General features: G+C 46.3%; 2 protein-coding genes. One reads left to right on the forward strand and one right to left on the reverse strand.

Annotated features, from left to right (window positions below; genetic code table 11):
- Window positions 1-352 (reverse strand): hypothetical protein (locus tag K0A89_02930; GenBank protein MBW6517442.1); only part of this gene is annotated, 352 nt, incomplete at its 3' end.
- A gap of 369 nt (window positions 353-721) precedes the next feature.
- Here K0A89_02930 and K0A89_02935 point away from each other — a divergent pair.
- A complete protein-coding gene (locus K0A89_02935) occupies window positions 722-20,410 on the forward strand; it encodes a VCBS repeat-containing protein (protein ID MBW6517443.1) in 19,689 nt (6,562 codons plus the stop codon).
- Window positions 20,411-20,416: the final 6 nt, after the last annotated feature.

The following is a 20,416-nucleotide window of genomic DNA, read 5'->3' on the forward strand; positions in this document are numbered from 1 at the left end:
CTATATCCTTCCATGCATGGTATTTCGTACATGATGTATGTACCAATACTACTTCATCCGGGGATATTATTTCCATTTTTGTAGGAGAGATGATGCTGTTGACCTGTCCCCTGAGAGACATCCCATAGTATTTCCCAAAATCTTTGAAGGAATTGATCGTAATACCTGAATCTTTCAAAGTCAGGGCATCAAGTCGTCCTTTTTGTTCCATGGCACGTTCAATTGCCTTCAAACCATCTGTACCATATACCTTATAGATTTCATTGATTATTGTCCCGAACATGGCAGCATTATCGTGTCCCATGAAATGAATGAATTCCTGGCAGTTTCCCTCCGTATTTTGGGTACGCATCTATGATTCCTCAAGCATTACAGCAATATATTCAATATATCAATGAATTATTTAAATTATATATATTAGTCTGGTATAAATGAGATATGCGGATAAACATAATTATTTATCGTTCTATATATGTCGGTTAATAGTGTAAACTGTATTAAATTGTGTGAGGCGTTCTAAAAATTGACCCACAGTTATATATATGTGCCACGATAAAAACATTATTAATTAATTGTTGACCCCGGGATCGAAGTACTGTCAACGAATTATTGAAAAATGGGTGGCTGTATGAAAAAAACGCCGAAAAACGGAGTTATTTCTTTACGAAAAAGCATAGGAAAAATACTTTTATTAGTAGTAATTATATCTCTCTTTTCTTCTATGACTCCCAGCCTGGCTGAAGGTCTGGAAAAACAAACAACCGATTATTCTCTAAAAGGGCTCCATCTTTACAGTTATGACCTGATATATACATTATTTAATCCTTTGATGGGTACGGCTGGAGAACTGGTCAATATTGCAAATGATTCAACTCCTGCCCCGTCCAATAGTTTCTCTAATAATAGTACACCAAAAAATACGCCTAATACCACTAATCAAGCAGACCTTATCCAGAACTCTACAAATCAATACTACGATAATAAAGACCAGATAAATACCACAAATAGTACTGATAATCCCAACAATCCCCGAATCAAAATCACAGATATTTCCACACCCAAACCAGCACCTATTCAAACTGGAACCAGTACAGTTAATGAGCAAAAAGTCACATTTTTGAAAAAAAACTATGTGACAGGCAATATCAAAGACCATCAAAACGAGTCAGTATCTGCAGATATTCAGGTGATCAGACCCGATGGTCAGGTCAAAATGGAACTTTTAAACAGACCGAATTTCAACGTTGACCTGGAAAACGGCGATACTCTGGTATTTAATGCCAGTAGTAAAGATGTATCTGCACGGTTTACCATAAAAGGCAATTCAACTGATTCAATCATAACCCTCGACAATTTCGGTAAAATCAAACCCCGGACAACCAGGACTCCTGGGTTCGTTCCTATGAAATTCGTTGAGGTTCATGCGGATAATACAGACTATGGAACAGTTACTATAACTATTTCGTACGAAGATGAAGACCTTACCGGATTTGATGAGAACCAGCTGAACATCTATCATTATACGAACGGAGACTGGAGACCTACCGCATCCACAATAGATAAAACAGCAAAAACAATTACAGCCACCGTGAACGGTTTATCATATTTCGCAATTGGCCAGGGCAGCGGGCTGAACATAGTTGCCAGAAGTGATGCCTTAGTAAATCCTGATGATACCATCACTGTGACAGGTGGCGTATATTATGATAACCTGACCATTGTCCCTGCTGCAGATATTACTATTACTATCAAGACCACTGGTATTAATACAGATACGACCACTGATGTATTTGGTAATTTTAAAACCACTCTTCCATCACCTGCATCAATTGGTACTTATGACGTCCAGATTAATGCCACTTTGGGTGCCATGGAAGCAAATAGTACCAAAAATCTTCAGGTAACCTCCTCACCCCTGTTCAGGCTGACAGGAACCATCCAGGTCGAAAACGAGGATGTGGCTGCTTCTTATGCGAACGTGACCATTACCAGCACACTTCCCGCGGGTTCAGTATCCGATAGTTCCCGGTTGACCCTCTCTGGCAAGACATCTATCACAGGTACCAGGATCTATAACCTTTTCACAGATACCAAAGTTGATAATGGTGTCAATGCCACCGGTTCATTCAGGTTCTTTGTGGATTCTCTCGCCTCAGGCGAGGTCACTAAGAACTGGGCCACTATATACCTGTATGGAGTCTCTTATTCGGGTTCAGGTGTTGCTGAAGAAAGTTACGATACGTATCTGGATAGTATGTACAAGGATTCTTCTTCCTATATCAAACCCTGGGACCAGTCGACATGGTACTGGAACAATTCCCTGGTTGTGGGAGATATTCTGTATAACACAACACAAACTGTTGATGTGGTTACCCCGAACCCTTCTACTCAGGTCAGGTTCAACCTGACCGGTGATATGAACATCAATTTCAGTAGTTCAGGCCTGAACAATCCTTCAAATTCCAAATTATTTGTAGATAACGTGCTGCTTCTCTCTTCAACTGGTGATCTGGGTACTGAAAATGTGAACATTACTGGTTTCCTGGATGATACCAACGAGCTTGTTATTACTTCAGACGTCAAAGGTGGGGTCGATTATTCATTGACCACGCAGTTCCATACATACATGAACGCTTCTGTGGTCGATGATGGAATTAACTATTCAGTCACCCTCTCAACTACCAACTACGGAACAGAGGACTGGTCATCCCCTGCAATGACCTGTAATGTCCCGGAGGGTGCAATTGATTTTACTATCATTGATGAAGATAATAATAACCTCAATGTCACATCATCCTGCACGCTTCCGTCAGACGGCGGGAATGTAGTTATTCCCAACTCAGTGATAGGCAAGATAAAAAGCGGCATTACCAGGACATTCACGCTTTCATACAGCCTGAAGCAACTGGATATAACAGCTCATCCGTTTGCTGACACTTACATGCCGGGGCAGACTGTTGATATTTATACGGATGTGATGTACAGCGGGTCTGTTGTCAATGATGCAACGGTCACAATAACGATAAAAGACCCCCTGGATGTAACACTATTCAACGGTACTGCAACATGGAACGGTAACAATTATTCCATCACGAAAACCACCAACGATACCTGGCCAATAGGTATCTATCATGTGAATGTCAGTGCTTTTGGGACCGTTGACGGTGTACTCCGTACCGGCCTGAATAGTACCAGTTTTGTCGAAAAACGCCTTATATTGTATGTGCAGGCTAATGGTCCCTATCCGCCCCAGCGAAACATCACCATAACCGGCAGGGCATATTACAGCGATGATGGCGCTGAAGAGGGTAAGACTGTCAACATCTCAGTGAGTGGGCTCAACACTACGGCCACTACAAATGCTACAGGACATTTCCAGGCCGTGATTCCCGGAATGGATGCAGGCACTTACCAGGTAACAGCCAATATCACCAACGGATATGGCCTTACCGATTCAGATACTGATACCTTGCTGGTCCTTTCAACCCCATTCTTTATCCTTATCGATACTGACCTCAGCGAAACATCGGGGCAGTCATTACTGGACCCGAACCATAATTTCATAGTAGAGGTCCCATCCAGCATGGATGTGCTCAGTTCGACTGTCACGCTTACCGGTATAACCGAAAAGACGGACGAATTTTACCTCTCGCCTGCTCCCATCTCTATGTATGCTATCGGGACTGTCCAGTTCAATTTTGTGAACGGGACCTTCATGGTGACCATACCCCCGTACAAAAGTGTTACTGTCAATGATGTTAATATGACCATCACTGCCTACCCGCTGGATACCGGTGTCCAGGAATCTGTGTTCAATAATTCAATTGACGGTATTGATGTCGGTGAATCACATTATATGGTCCCTGATACACCATCAACACACAGCTGGTCAGAAGATATCACTGCAAGAGTTTCACCCGGTATTGCTCATGAAATAAAGATAACGAAACTGGATACCTATACAAAAAATTACGAGTTCATGGCGATGGTGCATGTGAACAGGACCGGGTACCTGGACACGCCGTTAAATCCCCGTGCATACATTAGTGGTAATATCATCTACGCCGAACCAGGGGATATGGGGACTTCCTCACATACGACCGATATTACTAAATTCATAGAAGCTGGAAGCAATTCGGTCCTCTTTATCAATGACCATAATTCACTTGTAAACTATGTGATCCAGACCAGGGTCAGGGATTGGAACTACACACAGGAGACAGTTATTGAAGTTCCCGGCAAATTCGAGATTGAAAACGTATTGTCTGCAACAGCTACTGACCAGAACCTGATGAACCCTGAGATCAGGCATCCTCTGAAGAAATATGCATCTAACCTGACAGTGTTTGATATCGACAATAATTTGGATATTACTTCTAATTGCACAGTTGCCAATGATGAATTATTCATACCGACCGAATGTATCGGGCCTATCAATGTGGACGAAACCAGGTTGTTCAATGTATCGTATGATGCCCCAAAACCCGATATTTCACCATCGGTAAACAAGACAGAATATAATCGCGATGATATTGTGCTCATTTCAGCCAGTATCAATTTTGAAGGGGCACCTGTTCCCGATGCCAATGTATCTGCAGTACTATCTAACAGTACACATCCCGAAATCGGGGAGGTTACTCTTACCCATACAGGCAGCGGCGTTTATACTGGTACTTATGTTATCCCCGCAAACACTTCTCTCGGTGCGTACACGGTCTCAGTGGAAGCCTATAGTGAAACGTTAAATCTCGACAATGAAACAGTAGGATATACGGTAAGAATGCTCAATGCCAGCCTCGATGCGGGGGGGCCATATATTGTAGATTCAAATGCCACTGTCTTCGGTTATATCTACAATATGGCTAATGGTAGTCCTATTAACGGTGCGACGGTCAATATTACCATCTCAAACTCTTCAGGTATTATCAACCAGACTAACGTTACTACAATTGCCAGTGGTTATTATTCATACAACCGAGCTGTGGAAATGGCAGGAGATTATAATGTCAGTGTAGCTGCAATAGATCCTAATGGTATCACCGGTACAGCCAGTGACAGTTTTACAGTCAAATTTGATGTTTCAGTCACAACCAATAGAACTTCCTGCAACTCTGGTGACCATATCGAGGTTAACGTTTCAGTCCATGATAGGGGCAGTATTGATGTCAGCACTACCGCAGTAACCGTACTTATTGATATCCCGGGAACCGGGATAGAGACCCTGTCTATCGGCAACGGCAGGCTGGTCTACTCGGCCGGGTATTATTCAGGCACGTTCACCAACACCACCAATCTTGGTCAGTATAACATGACCGTTGCTGCCTCTACAGCTATTGCTTCAGGTAATACTACCGGGAGTGTAAGGGTAAGTTCCCTTTTGGTCACAGAATACCTTGATAGAACCGTATATATTGCAGACGACAATGTAAATGTCCGGGGCAAGGTCTATGACAACGAGGCGGGTGCCAATGCCAGCGGTGCTTCGTATAATATATCTATCTGGAAGGGAGCGCTGTATATCACTTCAAGCACTGGCAGCACTAATAGTACCGGTGGGTATTCAGTTACATTTCCGGGAATTGCAGCAGGTTCGTACATTGCTGATATTGATATAATATACGATACTCTTGAGAGTTCCAACACTACTTCTTTTGACATGAAGTATAATATTACGACCACCATCCCAAAATCACTCTATGGCATTGATGAACAGGTTGATATCAATATCAGTGTATTTGATACCGGGTCTGTTTCAGTCATTGGAGCAGTCCTTACCGCCAATATAACCAATTCAACGGTTGTTGTGGAGAGCCTGGCCGGCTCCAACATCACTGATAATTCCAACGGTTACTACAATACCTCTTTCACACCTGCCTGGTCTGATGATTTCAATATCTCGGTCCATGTTGTGAACGGGTCCGTTGCAGGGGACGCTGCCATTGTACCTTTCCGTGCAACAGGATTCTATGTGGATACCACATCAGATTCCCCACGGTACGAGGTCGGAGATACTGTAACGGTCACAGGTAATCTGTGGGATTCCCAGGATTCGTCCAGGTGGGCTGACGTGACCATTAAGGTTTATGACCCCACTGGCACTGAGATAGAGACTATCACTCTTTCAGACCAGTACGGTAACTATACCTACAATTTCTCTTTAAATTCCACTGCTTATGCAGGCACCTACTCTGTGCAGGTGAATGCCAGCGAGACCGAATCCGGCGGATCACTTACAGCCGTCAACAGTTCGGCTTTCGATGTGGAATATATTACGACCGTTTCCACAAATCACAGTCAATACAATACTGATGATGGTGTGGATGTCACCGTGAATGTCAGGAACAGCACGACCCAGGTGGAGGGGGCTTCAGTTAACATCAATGTCACCTATATGGGTCCATCTGACTGGTGGGATTTTAGCTGGGAATACAGGGTTAAAATAACAGCAAACAATACCATCGCGGGCACCAAGAATGATTCCTACGTGGTTGTTAAGGGGTCTGAACTGGCCTCCGTTGGTGTCTCACTCACCAACCTGCCCGTAAACTCGATCAGGATCATCAACCCTTCTATGACAGAAATTGTCAGGTTTGTCGATGACCGGAACTCTGACGGATACCTGGACCCAACCGATGGAATTGTATTCCTGGTCGATCTATCTGCCGGTGAGGAGAAGGATTACTGGCTGTATTATGATTACGATATCACCACTGATCCCGGGTACACGCTCCCTGCAAAGCTCAAGCTATACTTTGCAGAGGAGTTTATTATCACAAGTGATGATTATGCCCGTGTTTATTACAAACACAGCAACAGGGACGGTACCTTTGGCGGCTATGTCCAGAAAGATGATAATGTCAATAACGACAGGGGAGTTGCTATTGCAGATTTTGATAATGACGGGAACTATGATATTGTCGTTGGCGACAGTAACGGCAACCTGTTCCTGCATACATGGACAGATGTGGGTACATTTAGCAAATCAGGTATTTCCCCGGCATTTACTTCCAGTTCATATACTATGGATATGACCGCTGCCGATTTTAATGAGGATGGTAACATGGACTTCATCGTCGGCGGTAACAACAGGAACCTGTACCTGTATACAGGCGACGGTATGGGGAGTTTCACCCAAACCATTATTACCACCACTGCCCCCGGAAATGCGGGAAGGGGTAAGGATGCGGGTGATATAAATGAAGACGGGCACATGGATTTCATCTATGTAGATAATCCAAACGGTATTGTGTACGGGTATTATGGAACTGGTACCGGTTCATTTGCCGCACCATTGGAACTCTTCAACTCCCCTGGTACTGACCCCTATGGTCTTGCACTTGGTGATTTTGATAATAACGGTCACCTGGATATCATTGTTAACACCGGTGCAGGTGGCGAATATTATGTATATAGCGGGGACGGTGCAGGTAATTTTATATCCGAAGGTCAGAAGTTCGATACCAATCGCCACGGTGGTATCGATGCGTTTGATTTCAATCACGACGGTAACCTTGACGTGGTATATACCACCTACGACACAGAATATACCTATTATGGTGCAGGCAATGGTAATTTCGGGTTCGGTTCAACCAGTCTTGGCTATACGGGTTACAATATGATGGGTATCAGTGCACCGCCCATGCAGGATATCATATCATCTTCAGTAGATATGAAACAGAACCTCAGCCGTACACCTGTCTGGAGCGGACCGGCCACTGGTCATGGCGGTGGTAACTATGGTGCCGAAATCAGCCTTTCCAGTGCCGAAACGGGTATTTACCTTGTTGTGGCAAACGTGAACAGTCCCTGGCCCGGCGATTCAACATCGACCTTTACGGTACGGGAATTGAGTATTACTTCCAACCTCTATGGCCCCTACAATTTCAACGGCAGTCATAATGGTCCGGTGGTACCATTAATCATCTCAGGGACTGTGAGTGATTACGAGTTCAATAATACCATCAAGAACGGCCAGGTCGAGATTTCGATATCGTATCCCAACAATTCCCTTGCTACAACCCAGGTAGTGAGCACGGATACATCGGGCCTGTACAATTACGATTTTACATCCAGCTTTAGCAGCACTTCACCTGCCGGTTCATACAATGTGAGCATTCAGGTGAACGATTCCGGTATCACAAATAGTGCGGTAAATAATTTCACGGTCTCTACGGTAGAACAGTCCTGGGCACTCCCTGCACGCGACTTTAGAATGCCGCTTATGCTCAACAATATCGATTCCCCTTTCTCACAGACCTATAGCAGCAAAGGTTTTGTACTTACTCTTCCGGGTGGTGTTTCCCAGTCCTCGGTCATTATGAAAGATATAACCGGTGCAAACGTGGGGTATTCAGTGATATGGGATTATGCCAATACCCTCAATGTCACTCTTGATAACTTCAGTATCGGCATGTTCGAGGGCAGGCTTATCTATGTCTACTTTGACCGGGATAACGGTGCCGCCCCCGATTCGGGCAGTGTCGCACTGGCAAGTGTTCCCCTGGTCACGGGGACCGTGGAAGGATACTGGATAGATATCACAAAAGACAGTGCCCTGTATCCACCCTCGGGTACTGCCAGGCTCACTGCTAACCTGACCCTGACCGATAGTTCTCCGCTCGATGGTGCTTTGATCAATTTTACGATCTATTATCCAAACGGTACTCTTGCCTGCGGACCACAGAACAATGTCACTGACCCTGCCAATATTTCCCAAACAGGTAATTCTGCTGTGTTGAATTATTCAATTCCTGCTTTAAAAGGTCTTTACGGTGTCACAATTAATGCAACATCCCAAAATGGCATTCCCAGGACCCAATCCGGCACATTCAATGTTGGCGGCCTGAGTGTTGAAGTGAATACTGACAGGGATATGTACAACACCAGGGAGAATGTTGAGGTCACGATAAACGTATCAGACATGGGTGTAGCGGTGTCAGGTGCAACGGTGAATATTGGTGTCAATGACGAGAGCGGTCTATTGCCGTATGAGTTCCAGTCCACTCACATTACCAACTCGAGCGGTATTGCCAGATCCGTCTGGTACATCCCCACCGATGCGGTGCTCGGGAATTATTCCATCCATGTGAATGTCAATACTGCCAACGATTCGGGTTACAATGATTTTGAAACCTTCAGGGTGGACCGATACGAACTTGGCCTGACGTCCAGCAATAATGCAGTTGGTTTGGGCGGCCCTGTTGTTATTCGCGGTACCACAATCCATAACGGCAGCAGTGTAGATTCCTATGCCAATATCTCGGTCATGTACCAGTCCGGCTTCATTGACGATGTGATGCCGCTGGGTGCTACATCAGGTATCAGTACCTGGAACTGGGACTACTCCATGAAGCACAGCGGTGTGAGGTCACATTACCAGGAAGCTTCCGATTCCGGTACAGCAGGACAGCAGCACTACTTCTTCGATGCCTACAGCGGCTACCCCGTGGGTACGGGCGAGACCATCTCGGCCTGGGTGTACATAGACCCGTTATCCGAACCCGTTGACGAGATCATGCTGCAGTTCCATTCCACAGACGGCTGGGGACACCGTGCCTACTGGGGTGCCGACCTTATCCAGTGGGGGACGAACGATACCAGTTCACGCCGGCCTAAAGGTGCACTGCCCGCAGCCGGTCAGTGGGCTATGCTCAATGTCACACCTACGGAAATTGGTATTGACGGTATGGTGGTGGACGGCATGGCTTTCACCCTGAACGAAAATTCCACGAACACTGCCAGGGTATGGTTCGATGACGTTCATTTCAGTGGTGAGACCATTCATAGTTATCTTGATGTGGAGAATGTGTCAGCTCCTGGCGGGTCGTATGTACGATACCTTGGAAATGACTATACAGAGACATTTAACGACACCTTTGATACGTTCAATACGACACTCTGGACCAATACCAGTGATTCTTATCACAACAGTTCCCAGGGGTACATGGTGCTGAATGGGACCGGAGTTAACTGGAATGCCACTTTCTACGGCAACGATAGTTATGACCGGTCATCCCATCCGGTAATGAAAGCAGACTTCAAGGTCAATGATCTTAATTCCGATCTCCATGTATCTGCCGAAAACACCGCAGCCGGTTCCCAGTACAGGCGATTCGGAATGCGATTCCAATCAGGTGACATTGTCGGGCAGAGGTACGACCCGGTTGAGGGGTGGGTTACTAAAGTATTGTTCACGCCTGTTGTTGATACCTGGTATACTGCTGAGATACACTTTTATGATACTTATTCATCCCTGTACGTGTATTCAAGGGATGACAGCAGCCGTCCCAGACCTGACCTTCCCGATTACGAGTACAATCTCTCTGACTGGAACCCACGGTTCCATTTCTGGGCTTATAATAACCAGTCCTGTATCGATAATGCAAGGGTCGATGTGCAGAGCACGTATGATACTCTTCCCTGGGTCGGGCAGTATCTTGTTATTTCAAATAGTACCTATCCGGGCCTGGAAAGAACGAATGTGACCGGTGTGCTGGTGGCGGACCTGAACGTAACGATAGATGCCAGCGGTCCGTATATACCTGGCTCAGGTAATGTTTCCATTACCGGTACCGTCTCGGATAATAGTTCAGGTACTGCAAGGTCCTCTGATGTGTGGATATATGTAACCTATCCTGATGGTAATACAACGATGTATAATACTACTTCAGACGCTGCAGGGAATTATAGTAACAATTTCAATACACCATCAAATACAGGTTTATATTCGGTCCGTGTTACTGCCCGTGATAGTGTCGATATTGCTGGCAGTACGAGCGGCTCATTTACTGTGGGTCTCTATACTACGCTATCTGCTGCGGGATCATATATCAATCCCGGTGACGTTTCGGAATTGATACTGGAAATCTCAAACGCTTCATTGGGGGGCAGTCCAATAACCGGAGCAGATGTCAATATCAACATTACCCGTCCCAACGCTGGTGTTGATGCTTATGCCACACCGTCTGACATTATAGACCACGGTGATGGGACCTACACCCTTAACTACACGAACACTGGTCTTTACGGCACCTATAGTATCTCGGCAACAGCACTCAGCGGGTCATATTATGGTTTGGCGAATGTGACCTTTACCGTTGACGAACTGTATGTTACTTCACAGGTGGGCGGTCCTTATATTGTAGGTGATACGGTATCTGTTCAGGGTCAGGCAGGGTCGCTTTCAAGGGGTCTGGCATTTGACGGGAATGTTACCATCAACCTTACTTATCCCAATGGTACCGTCATAAGATATTATAATAATAGTACGGTTTCATCAACAACAAGTTTTACCCAATCTGGCACGTATGGCCATTCAGGATTTACCAGTCCGCAGAATGTCAATGATGGCAACTCTGGCACGTATGCATATACGACAACGTGCAGCGATGATTATATCCAGGTTACCTGGACAGAGAACAAGACCGTCAGCAGGGTGAGGGCATATTATTACTGGCAGTATTGGCCTACGAATTATAAGATCCAGGTCCTGGATTCGGATGGTGTTACCTGGATAGACAAAAAGGCAATCTCAAATTTCATGGCCGCCCCGACGACATATCCATACATCGAAGACAGGATACCGACAACAATGACAAAAGGTATCAGGATATACTACCTGACGTCATTTTATAGTTCACCCCGGATTTATATCTATGAAATGTGGGCATACGGTCCAGATGAATATTCTGTAGATGAGATTCCATTACCGGTTTCAGGTAACTATACAATAAACGTCACAGCCCGGGATCCTTTTGGGGTGACTGGGGTGGCCCCCTCCCTGAATGTTCCGGTCCGGTTCCTTGTCTCCACTTCCTTTGATAAGGTAAGTTATGACCCCGGCAATACTGTTACGGCTGTTATCCGTGCCTTCAATGGAACGGGGTATGAATCAGGGGCTACGGTCTCTTCCCTGCTGGATTATGCACGCAACGGCTCCACCATTGATACTAATGTTACTACCACCAACTCTACCGGTATAGCCAGTGTTACCTATACCCTTCCCGAAGGATTCACTTCTTATTATGTCAATTCATCATTGAGCAAGGACGGTACCGTGGGGTATGGCTCGAATGCCACATCCACTGCCCATCTTCGTATGTGGGTAGACCCGGCAGAAGCACTGGTTGGACATTCCTCATGGCCGACAGGAGTTACTCCTGCAGAGTACAGGAACCTCACCATCAATGCTGCATTGTTAACATTGGCCGGACATATCATTGATGACCAGACAATTACTGCCAATGTCTATCGTTATGATGGTGCATTGCTGAGCAGTGTTGCTCTAACGGGAACTGATGGTGCATACTCGGGTGAATATACTATTCCTGACAACGGACCTGAAGGTAGATACTGGATCGAACTACAGGAATATCCAGGAATTAAACACTATTTCAATGTTGTTGAATGGGGCTGTACCAGGTGCCATATTGATACAATCCCCAATCCGACTAGTTATCATAATGGATATTTTTTACATAGGATAGATGATGTTGTGGTAGCTGGAACAGACGGCCATATTTATCCATCCAATTTCAGCAAAGAGTATGTGCATGAATCACATCCCTTAAATGGCGGCAGCAGCCAGTGGGGTACATCATGTACGTATCACGGTCCGACTGCTGACTGGAACTGTGTAAAATGCCATCCTACCGAAGTGTTACCTTCAGAATGTCCCGACTGCCACAACAGTGCGAACAACAAGGGTGCCAGTATCCTTACATCAGAATATGGTGCAGATGTTCATGCCGGTATCAACAGGGATGTGGCACTTGGCAAATCTGCAACTTCAACAGACGGCGGTGACCCTGCTCTGGCAGTTGATGGTAATGAGTTGACTTCGTGGACTCCTGATAATGTTGCAAGCCAGGTCATTGAGGTCGATATGGCTAGTCTTTACCCTGTAGATGCTATCCGTCTCGCTATGGCGAACTATAAAGCTACCTATACCATTGAAGGATGGGATAGTACCCAGTGGATAACACTGGTATCCTCTACCACTTATTCAAACTACGGCAATGATAAGACCTTTACCTTTGCGCAGCAGAATATCAGCAAAGTGAAAGTTACCGCAAGTGCATGGAACAGGGTCCCATCTGGTTCCCTTTGTTATGGTTCAAATGCGGCAACAGTAACCCAGCAACCACTGATCACATCAATTAATGTCTTCATGCCCAATGACCTGCCCATAACAGCAGCCAATCCCACTTCACACGATGCCTGCAAGGTCTGCCATGGCGGCGATATCCCGGCCAATGTCCAGCCCACCATTCCGGAGTGTACCGACTGCCATCCTGAATCCTCGGGGTCAGGTATGCAGGTCATGCCCTCGAACATGAGCAATGTCGACAGGCAGCTTGAGAATTATGAGGATGTATCAGACATCTCAGTGTATTCTGCTCCCGGAGTACTGCCATCCACATCCACGTTCACCGCATCGACCGACCAGACCCATGAAGGCAGCAGGTCAGGAAAACTCTATTATTCCATGGCACCGGGTGTGGGCAGGATAAATGTTGACCGTTCCAACCTTGATTTTACCAATGCCACCAGTATCAGGTTCTGGCTGTATGGCAATCCTGTTGATGATAATACCACCTTCAGGGTAAGCGTACGGAATAACAAGTCAGGGAAATGGCACTATTATCCCGCACAGAACCTGAACTGGTCTGGCTGGAGCCTGGTGGATATACCCATCACTTCCCTGAGCGAACTTGATATTCTCTATATCACCCATGCCGATATGCTCAGGATACAATTCGAAAGTAGAAAAGCGGATACCGGTACCATCTATATCGATGACCTGCATGTGGAGAGCAAAGGTACCCATACCCAGTACCAGGAAATAAAATGCGGAACATGTCATGGTGTATTGCATGATATTCGACCATCTCCTTCGTGCAATGAGTGTCACCAGACCCAGACACATGGCAATACGACCGAAACGGTATCCACGTGTGTGGAATGTCATTCTATGGAGAACGGCAGGTTGGTGGTGCGCAATATCGACCATGGGAACAATACGACGCTTGTTGAGATACCCATGGACGGTGCAAAGATATCGGATTGCAGCGTGTGCCACAGCATGGCCGAACCGCACGATAAGCAGTGGAACTATGTATGTATGGACTGTCACCGTGACAGCGAACACGGTCAGGTAGATGAGACCTATACCGACTATGAAAAAGCATCTACATGCCTGAAATGCCACAATGACCCGCATGACCTCCAGAACGAACTGACAGCGAAGGGAGGATGCAACGCATGTCATACGCACCGTATCCATGGCCAGAACAGTCTCACGTCCACGTATAATGAATCCATCCACCTGGACTGCCTGCGGTGTCATGGCTATCCTGTAAATGATTCTGAGCCTCTTCCCATGGGTCTTGGTCATCCCGGCGAGATACATATCTCCCAGACCTACGGCCTGACTGCTCCTGAATGCATGTTCTGCCATGAGAATGCCACGAACTCGTATGAATTACATACCGGACTACCTGTGGATAGGGAAGATACTACGCTGGTCGAATCTATCCAGAATGAGAGTATCTGTATCACCTGCCATGACCCGGTACCATCCTTTAGCAACACCAGCCTGGAAGCCAGGGATGAGTTGTTGCTTGAACCCCATGCCACCCAGGTGGCAGGTCATGGGAATGTTAGCTGTTTCGTCTGTCACGGGCACAGTCCGGCACAGTTGACCCTGAATTTCGGTACGGATTGTGTGGGCTGCCATATTAATGCCGCAGTGGCTCCGGTCAATTCCACGAACGGCACCGATATCCCGCCGCCACAGGTATTGGGGCACGGGAACACGGAATGTTCACAGTGTCACGGGCATACGAATTCACAGCTTACCTTTGTTGGTTCAACAGCAACGGAATGTATGGAATGCCATGAGAATGCATCGGCTGAAGTTACATTATTAGAATACATGGACCCCGTATCCAATGGTACTGTACCCTTAAACCAGAACGGTAATGTATGGACAGTCACTCCTCCGCAGGTTGTGGGTCATGGCAATGTTACCTGTCTCGAGTGTCATACTCATGCTCCCAGCGATTTCAGCAATGTCGAGGATTTCCTGGGTCCCGATTGCACGATATGCCACATGAATAACAGCAGGAATGTATCATTGATCAATAATACGATACCGAAGAACAGTAATACAGAAGTGATAGATAGCTCAGGTGAATCTCTTATTGTCATATCACCTTTCGTGCTGGGTCATGGTAATGCTTCATGTGCTGAATGTCATGGACATACGAATTCCAATCTCACCTTCCTGGGTAGTACGATCAGCTCCTGTATTGACTGTCATGAAAATGCTTCAAAGCTGACATTGCTTCTGGAAGATACCATGCCTGCATCCCATACTACGACGATCATCAATGGAACATCCAACCCCAAGATAGTCAATCCACCACAGGTGGATGGGCATGGTAATGTGAGTTGCTTTGTATGTCATGACCATGCACCCAGTGATTTTACGAACCAGACCTCCTATGAACTTATCGGCGGTAACTGCAGTTCATGCCACAAGAATGCCAGTACGCTAACTCCATTGATCAACTATACCATCCCCACACACCCCAGGACCAACTGGACCAATGAACCAAACAATACACCGCCACTGGTCACACCTCCACAGGTTGTGGGTCATGGCAGGGATAATGAAGTTGATTGTTTTGTCTGCCACGGTCATACCAATTCCAGGCTCTCATTCCCTGGTACCTGTACTGAATGCCATGAGAACCAGACCATGTATGATGTACTTAATACCACCTACGGGTACGAACCGCCCCAGGTTGCAGGTCATGGTAATGCTTCATGTGACGACTGTCACGGGCATGATACTCCTGACCTCACCTTCAAGGGAACTGCTGATGATGATTGCCTGGACTGCCATATCAACGCCAGTACTGATAGCATCAATAATACCTGGACTTTGATCAACAATACCATACCTCAATCAGGTAACACGGTTGTTGTAAACAATTCAAGCAGTCAATGGGTCGTTAACCCGCCCCAGGTTTTAGGTCACGGTAACACAAGCTGTATCTATTGCCATGGTCATGCTCCGGCAGAATATTACATTGATACTGCCACTATCATTGGTACCGACTGCTATAGCTGTCATATCAACGCATCTGCACAACCCATCCCACTGCGCAATAACACCATACCCAACTCGGACCAGACCAGCTGGACCAATGAACCGAACCAGACCCCTGCCATGGTTATCGCACCCCAGGTACTGGCACACGGTAACGATACGAACCATGATGGTGTGGCTAATTCTTCTGACTGTTACGTGTGCCACGGCCATACCAATTCTGAACTTACCTTCAAAAGCGATTGTTACCTTTGTCACAGTGGAAGACAACACGGGTCGTCAGATAATCCCATGACAGGCCAAAAAGGATTGCAATGCTGGGCCTGTCATACCCATGATAACATGAACAGGACGTATCTGGGTATTAACTCGCCTGATGACTGTAACCTTTGTCATCTTAATGTCACACAGGCAAATGTCATAAACGAAACATATTCCCTCTATCCTCCCCAGATATTTGGCCACCAGGACAGGCATAACAGCTCAGCGTACCTGAACTGCGATTACTGCCATGAGCATATTCCATCTGCTATAAAGAAATTGACTGCCCGTGGCTGGGAGGAATCTGAATGCCGTGACTGTCATATTGAAGGCAATAATAAGACGGTAACCTGGACGCCGCCCACACCCATCAATGAAGTACCTGCCGATTGGGGTCATGCCCAGATGCATTGTAAGGATTGTCACGGTCATACCCCGTCCGGAATGGATTATGTGGGCATTGAACAGTGCGATGATTGTCATGTAACGGTCCATTCTGATATGGACGGTTATGATACCGGGGACAATTCATCATGGGATGATACCTGTTATACCTGCCACATTGAGGTGAATGGTACCAATAAAACTGATTCCACTCGATTCGATCTAGCACATAATGGAGATTCCAACTGTACGGTCTGCCATGTTGAACCGAATGGAACACTTGAACTGATATCAGACTGGAATACCAACTATAAGTGCAAGGTCTGTCATACAGGTTCAAACCCTGATACAAATAATACTCTTATCGAAAACAGTACCTGGTATGCATCACAGATCGCTGTAAATGCCTCAGATACGCATGGAAATTCCACGTATATGGTCCAGTGTACGTCCTGCCATAGTTCACACAGGAGAGCAGATACGTCTAATGACTATAACTGTACAACCCTGTGCCATGCGGCTCAGGCAAATACAACCACCCTTTGCGAATCCACATGCCATTCTGATGGAGTGACAGAAGTTGTGGAAGATTGCGACTATTGCCATAACAATGCCACGCCGCCAGAACCTACGGTACAGATTTCAGATATGCACTCCTCCAGTTTCGAGGCGAACAATACCACCAGCCACCATAACTGCACCTGGTGTCATTACAACCTGAACAACTACACGCCTGCCATAAAATCCGTGAATGGCACTGATATCCCCATCTACCCGAACATCCACAACATCTATGTTCCCACTACCTGCACTGAATGTCATCCGACACCTATTGCCACCCACCCCATCCTGGGAAGTAACTATGATACCATGACCCTGGACAGCTGTCTCGGCTGTCATGGAACATCCCACTCCATTATTCGTGAAGGCGGCGGTCCTGACTGTCTGTCTTCCACCTGCCACGCAAACAACACCAAACCGGTGAATGTCACCGAATTTGAAGCAGGACCCCACAGCACATTGAACAGTGGTGCTGTCAACTCCTCGCCTCTATCCCATGAATCGGAGAAAGCTTGCTGGTTGTGTCACGGCAACGGGAGCGAACCCGGCACACATCTCACCAACATGAGCAAGGTAAAGTCGTGTGACGATGAAACCTATTGCCACGGTAACGCGAGCCTCAGCATCAATGTGATATCACACACTTCTACTGCTGACACCAAATATGTGAGAACCAGTGCCAGTATCACCTGTGTGTTCTGCCATAATCGTACCGGTGTCTCTGTTTACAACCAGGGTGATACCACGCTTGCCCAATCAGCCAACATGTCCAACATGCCTGCCGGTGCAAGAGTGACGGCCCATTATATCAAGAACCTTACCAATACCGCAACAGACGAGCATAATATCATTGATACCGTGGGCTGGGCCGGTGGAAGCCAGGGATGCGTGTACTGTCACCGTACTAATAGCGGTGCAATCTTCAATGCCACCAATATCTCGCAATTGAGCAGCCATGATGCAATGGGTAACAACTGCTATAGCTGTCATATTGTTGGGACGACCACACTGCATGATATCGGTGTTATCAATGCTTCCCAGGGTGGTCCTGACTGTGTGGGTTGCCATGGAAGCGGTGCAGCTCTCGAAGATGTGAATACCACTGTCTTCAATTCCAGTATTCATGCCGGTTTGAACAGCGGTGCAGCCAATGTTACACCGGTGAACGAGCTCAGCAAGGCATGCTGGGCCTGTCACGGCAATGGTTCAGAACCGAGTGGTCATCCAAACCAGACCGTTGGCGGCAGCAACCCAGCCAATGTGACCTATCCACTGAACTGTACAGAGGGTAAATGCCACATTAACGGTACGCAACTGGGTACAACCATTACCGGAACACAGCCTGATATCACTATGGAACATGTTCCACAAATAAACGAATCCACAGATATCAGGACACTTTATGCACCGAATTGTACTGATTGTCATGTTAACAGTTTGAGTTCTTATTCAGAACCGGTATGGGGTCTTGCAAACGAGACCGACCATTCGAATGTCTCGCATTATGGCAGTACTTCCGGCCTGGTCACTCCCACATCTACCTGTGACCTGTGTCATAAAAACAGCACAACCGGATCGCAGTGGGGTAATGCAACCCAGGTCAGGCATCCGGTCAATAAATCAGCTGGCTTTTGTGATAACTGTCACGATAGCGGTAATTCGTTCCATGCTGAGAATCTTTCTAATGCAATTGATATACATACTTTTGGCTTTGATTGGGAGGGTGATGGCATAGACTATGCTGTAAAACAAAGTCAGCAATTCCAGGATAATGAAGGTTGTTATGCCTGCCACGAAGAAGGAATAATGATGTCAGGTGTCACCGATACCAATACAAAGACCTGTGAAGAATGTCATTATAATAATTCGGCTGGTCCGTTCAATACTGCAAATATCAATCTGAGAACCGATGTTAATGATACATTGCCCCGTGTATTCAATCATGTCAATGATTCTGGTGCATTCGTGAAAGTATCGAATATGAGTGAATTCTATAATTCACAGAGTAATATCAGCACTCCATCGACCTGTTATGCTTTCAACAATAATACTGGTGCAGGTACCTGTCATGGTGTAAGTTATGATAACAGTTCGAACGGGTTCTATGCCTTCAGGAGATTATGGGATACGGAGGATAGTACTATGAAGCCATACAGGTGGACCCAGACTCTTGACCATTTACCGAACACTTCTGATTGTCGTATCTGTCACCTTGGTGCCAGTGCTGCAGGTATACTTGTCGAAAGTGCTTTCTGGGGTAACCCGATGAATGTAAGCAGCACCCAACCGGGTGTTTCAACTCACACGCAATGCACGGCTCTGGCCAGTGATTGCTGGGGTTGCCATGTCGTAGGTGGAGGCCAGCCGGTTGATTTCCATGATGCAAATATCACCGCTGGCGGCGGACCTGATTGTATCGGCTGCCATGATGTTGACGGTCCGGTTTCGGCTGATAAGAAACTTAATGTATCGTCTATGAATGTGACTTCAGCCATTCACTATGGATTGAATAATGCAACCCTGAATGGTACCAATTACCTGTGTTATGCATGTCATTTAGACGGCCAGCCTCCTGTTAGCGGTCACCCTATCAATATCAGCCAGACCAAAGAGTGTCCGGATTGTCATACCGGTACTACCATCTACAGTGCTCCGGCTGTGGGGAGGCATATCCCGAATGCATCGGCTCCTCAGCAGCATAGTACATCCAATTTGACAACGAATTACGCAGAATGCTGGGATTGTCATAACAACAGCGTTAACAGTAGTGCAACCTTGTGGCAGAGCAACAGGTCTCTTGTGTCCCATTACGGTACCAATAGCAGCCTGGTCAGGACCAACTCTAATGATTCGATTGATGAGTGCTACAATTGCCACTGGAATACCACATACCAATATAAATATGGAAATGCACCACAAACCCAGATGGCATCCCAGATTCAGTGTTACGAATGCCACAATGGCGATTGGAAGTTCGAGAGAAGATTGCCATTCTTACCAAGGACATGGGTATTCTATGCGACTGAACCAGGAAACCTGCATAATCAAAAGATGGGGACATACTGGGCATGTTCGACATGTCATTAAGGTAAT

The sequence above is a fragment of the ANME-2 cluster archaeon genome, from assembly GCA_019429385.1.
GTDB lineage: Archaea > Halobacteriota > Methanosarcinia > Methanosarcinales > Methanocomedenaceae > Methanocomedens_B.

What these genes read in the sequence shown, in the direction of transcription:
- K0A89_02935 (MBW6517443.1), top strand. Translation starts at nt 722, where the DNA reads ATGACTCCCAGCCTGGCTGAAGGTCTGGAAAAACAAACAACCGATTAT.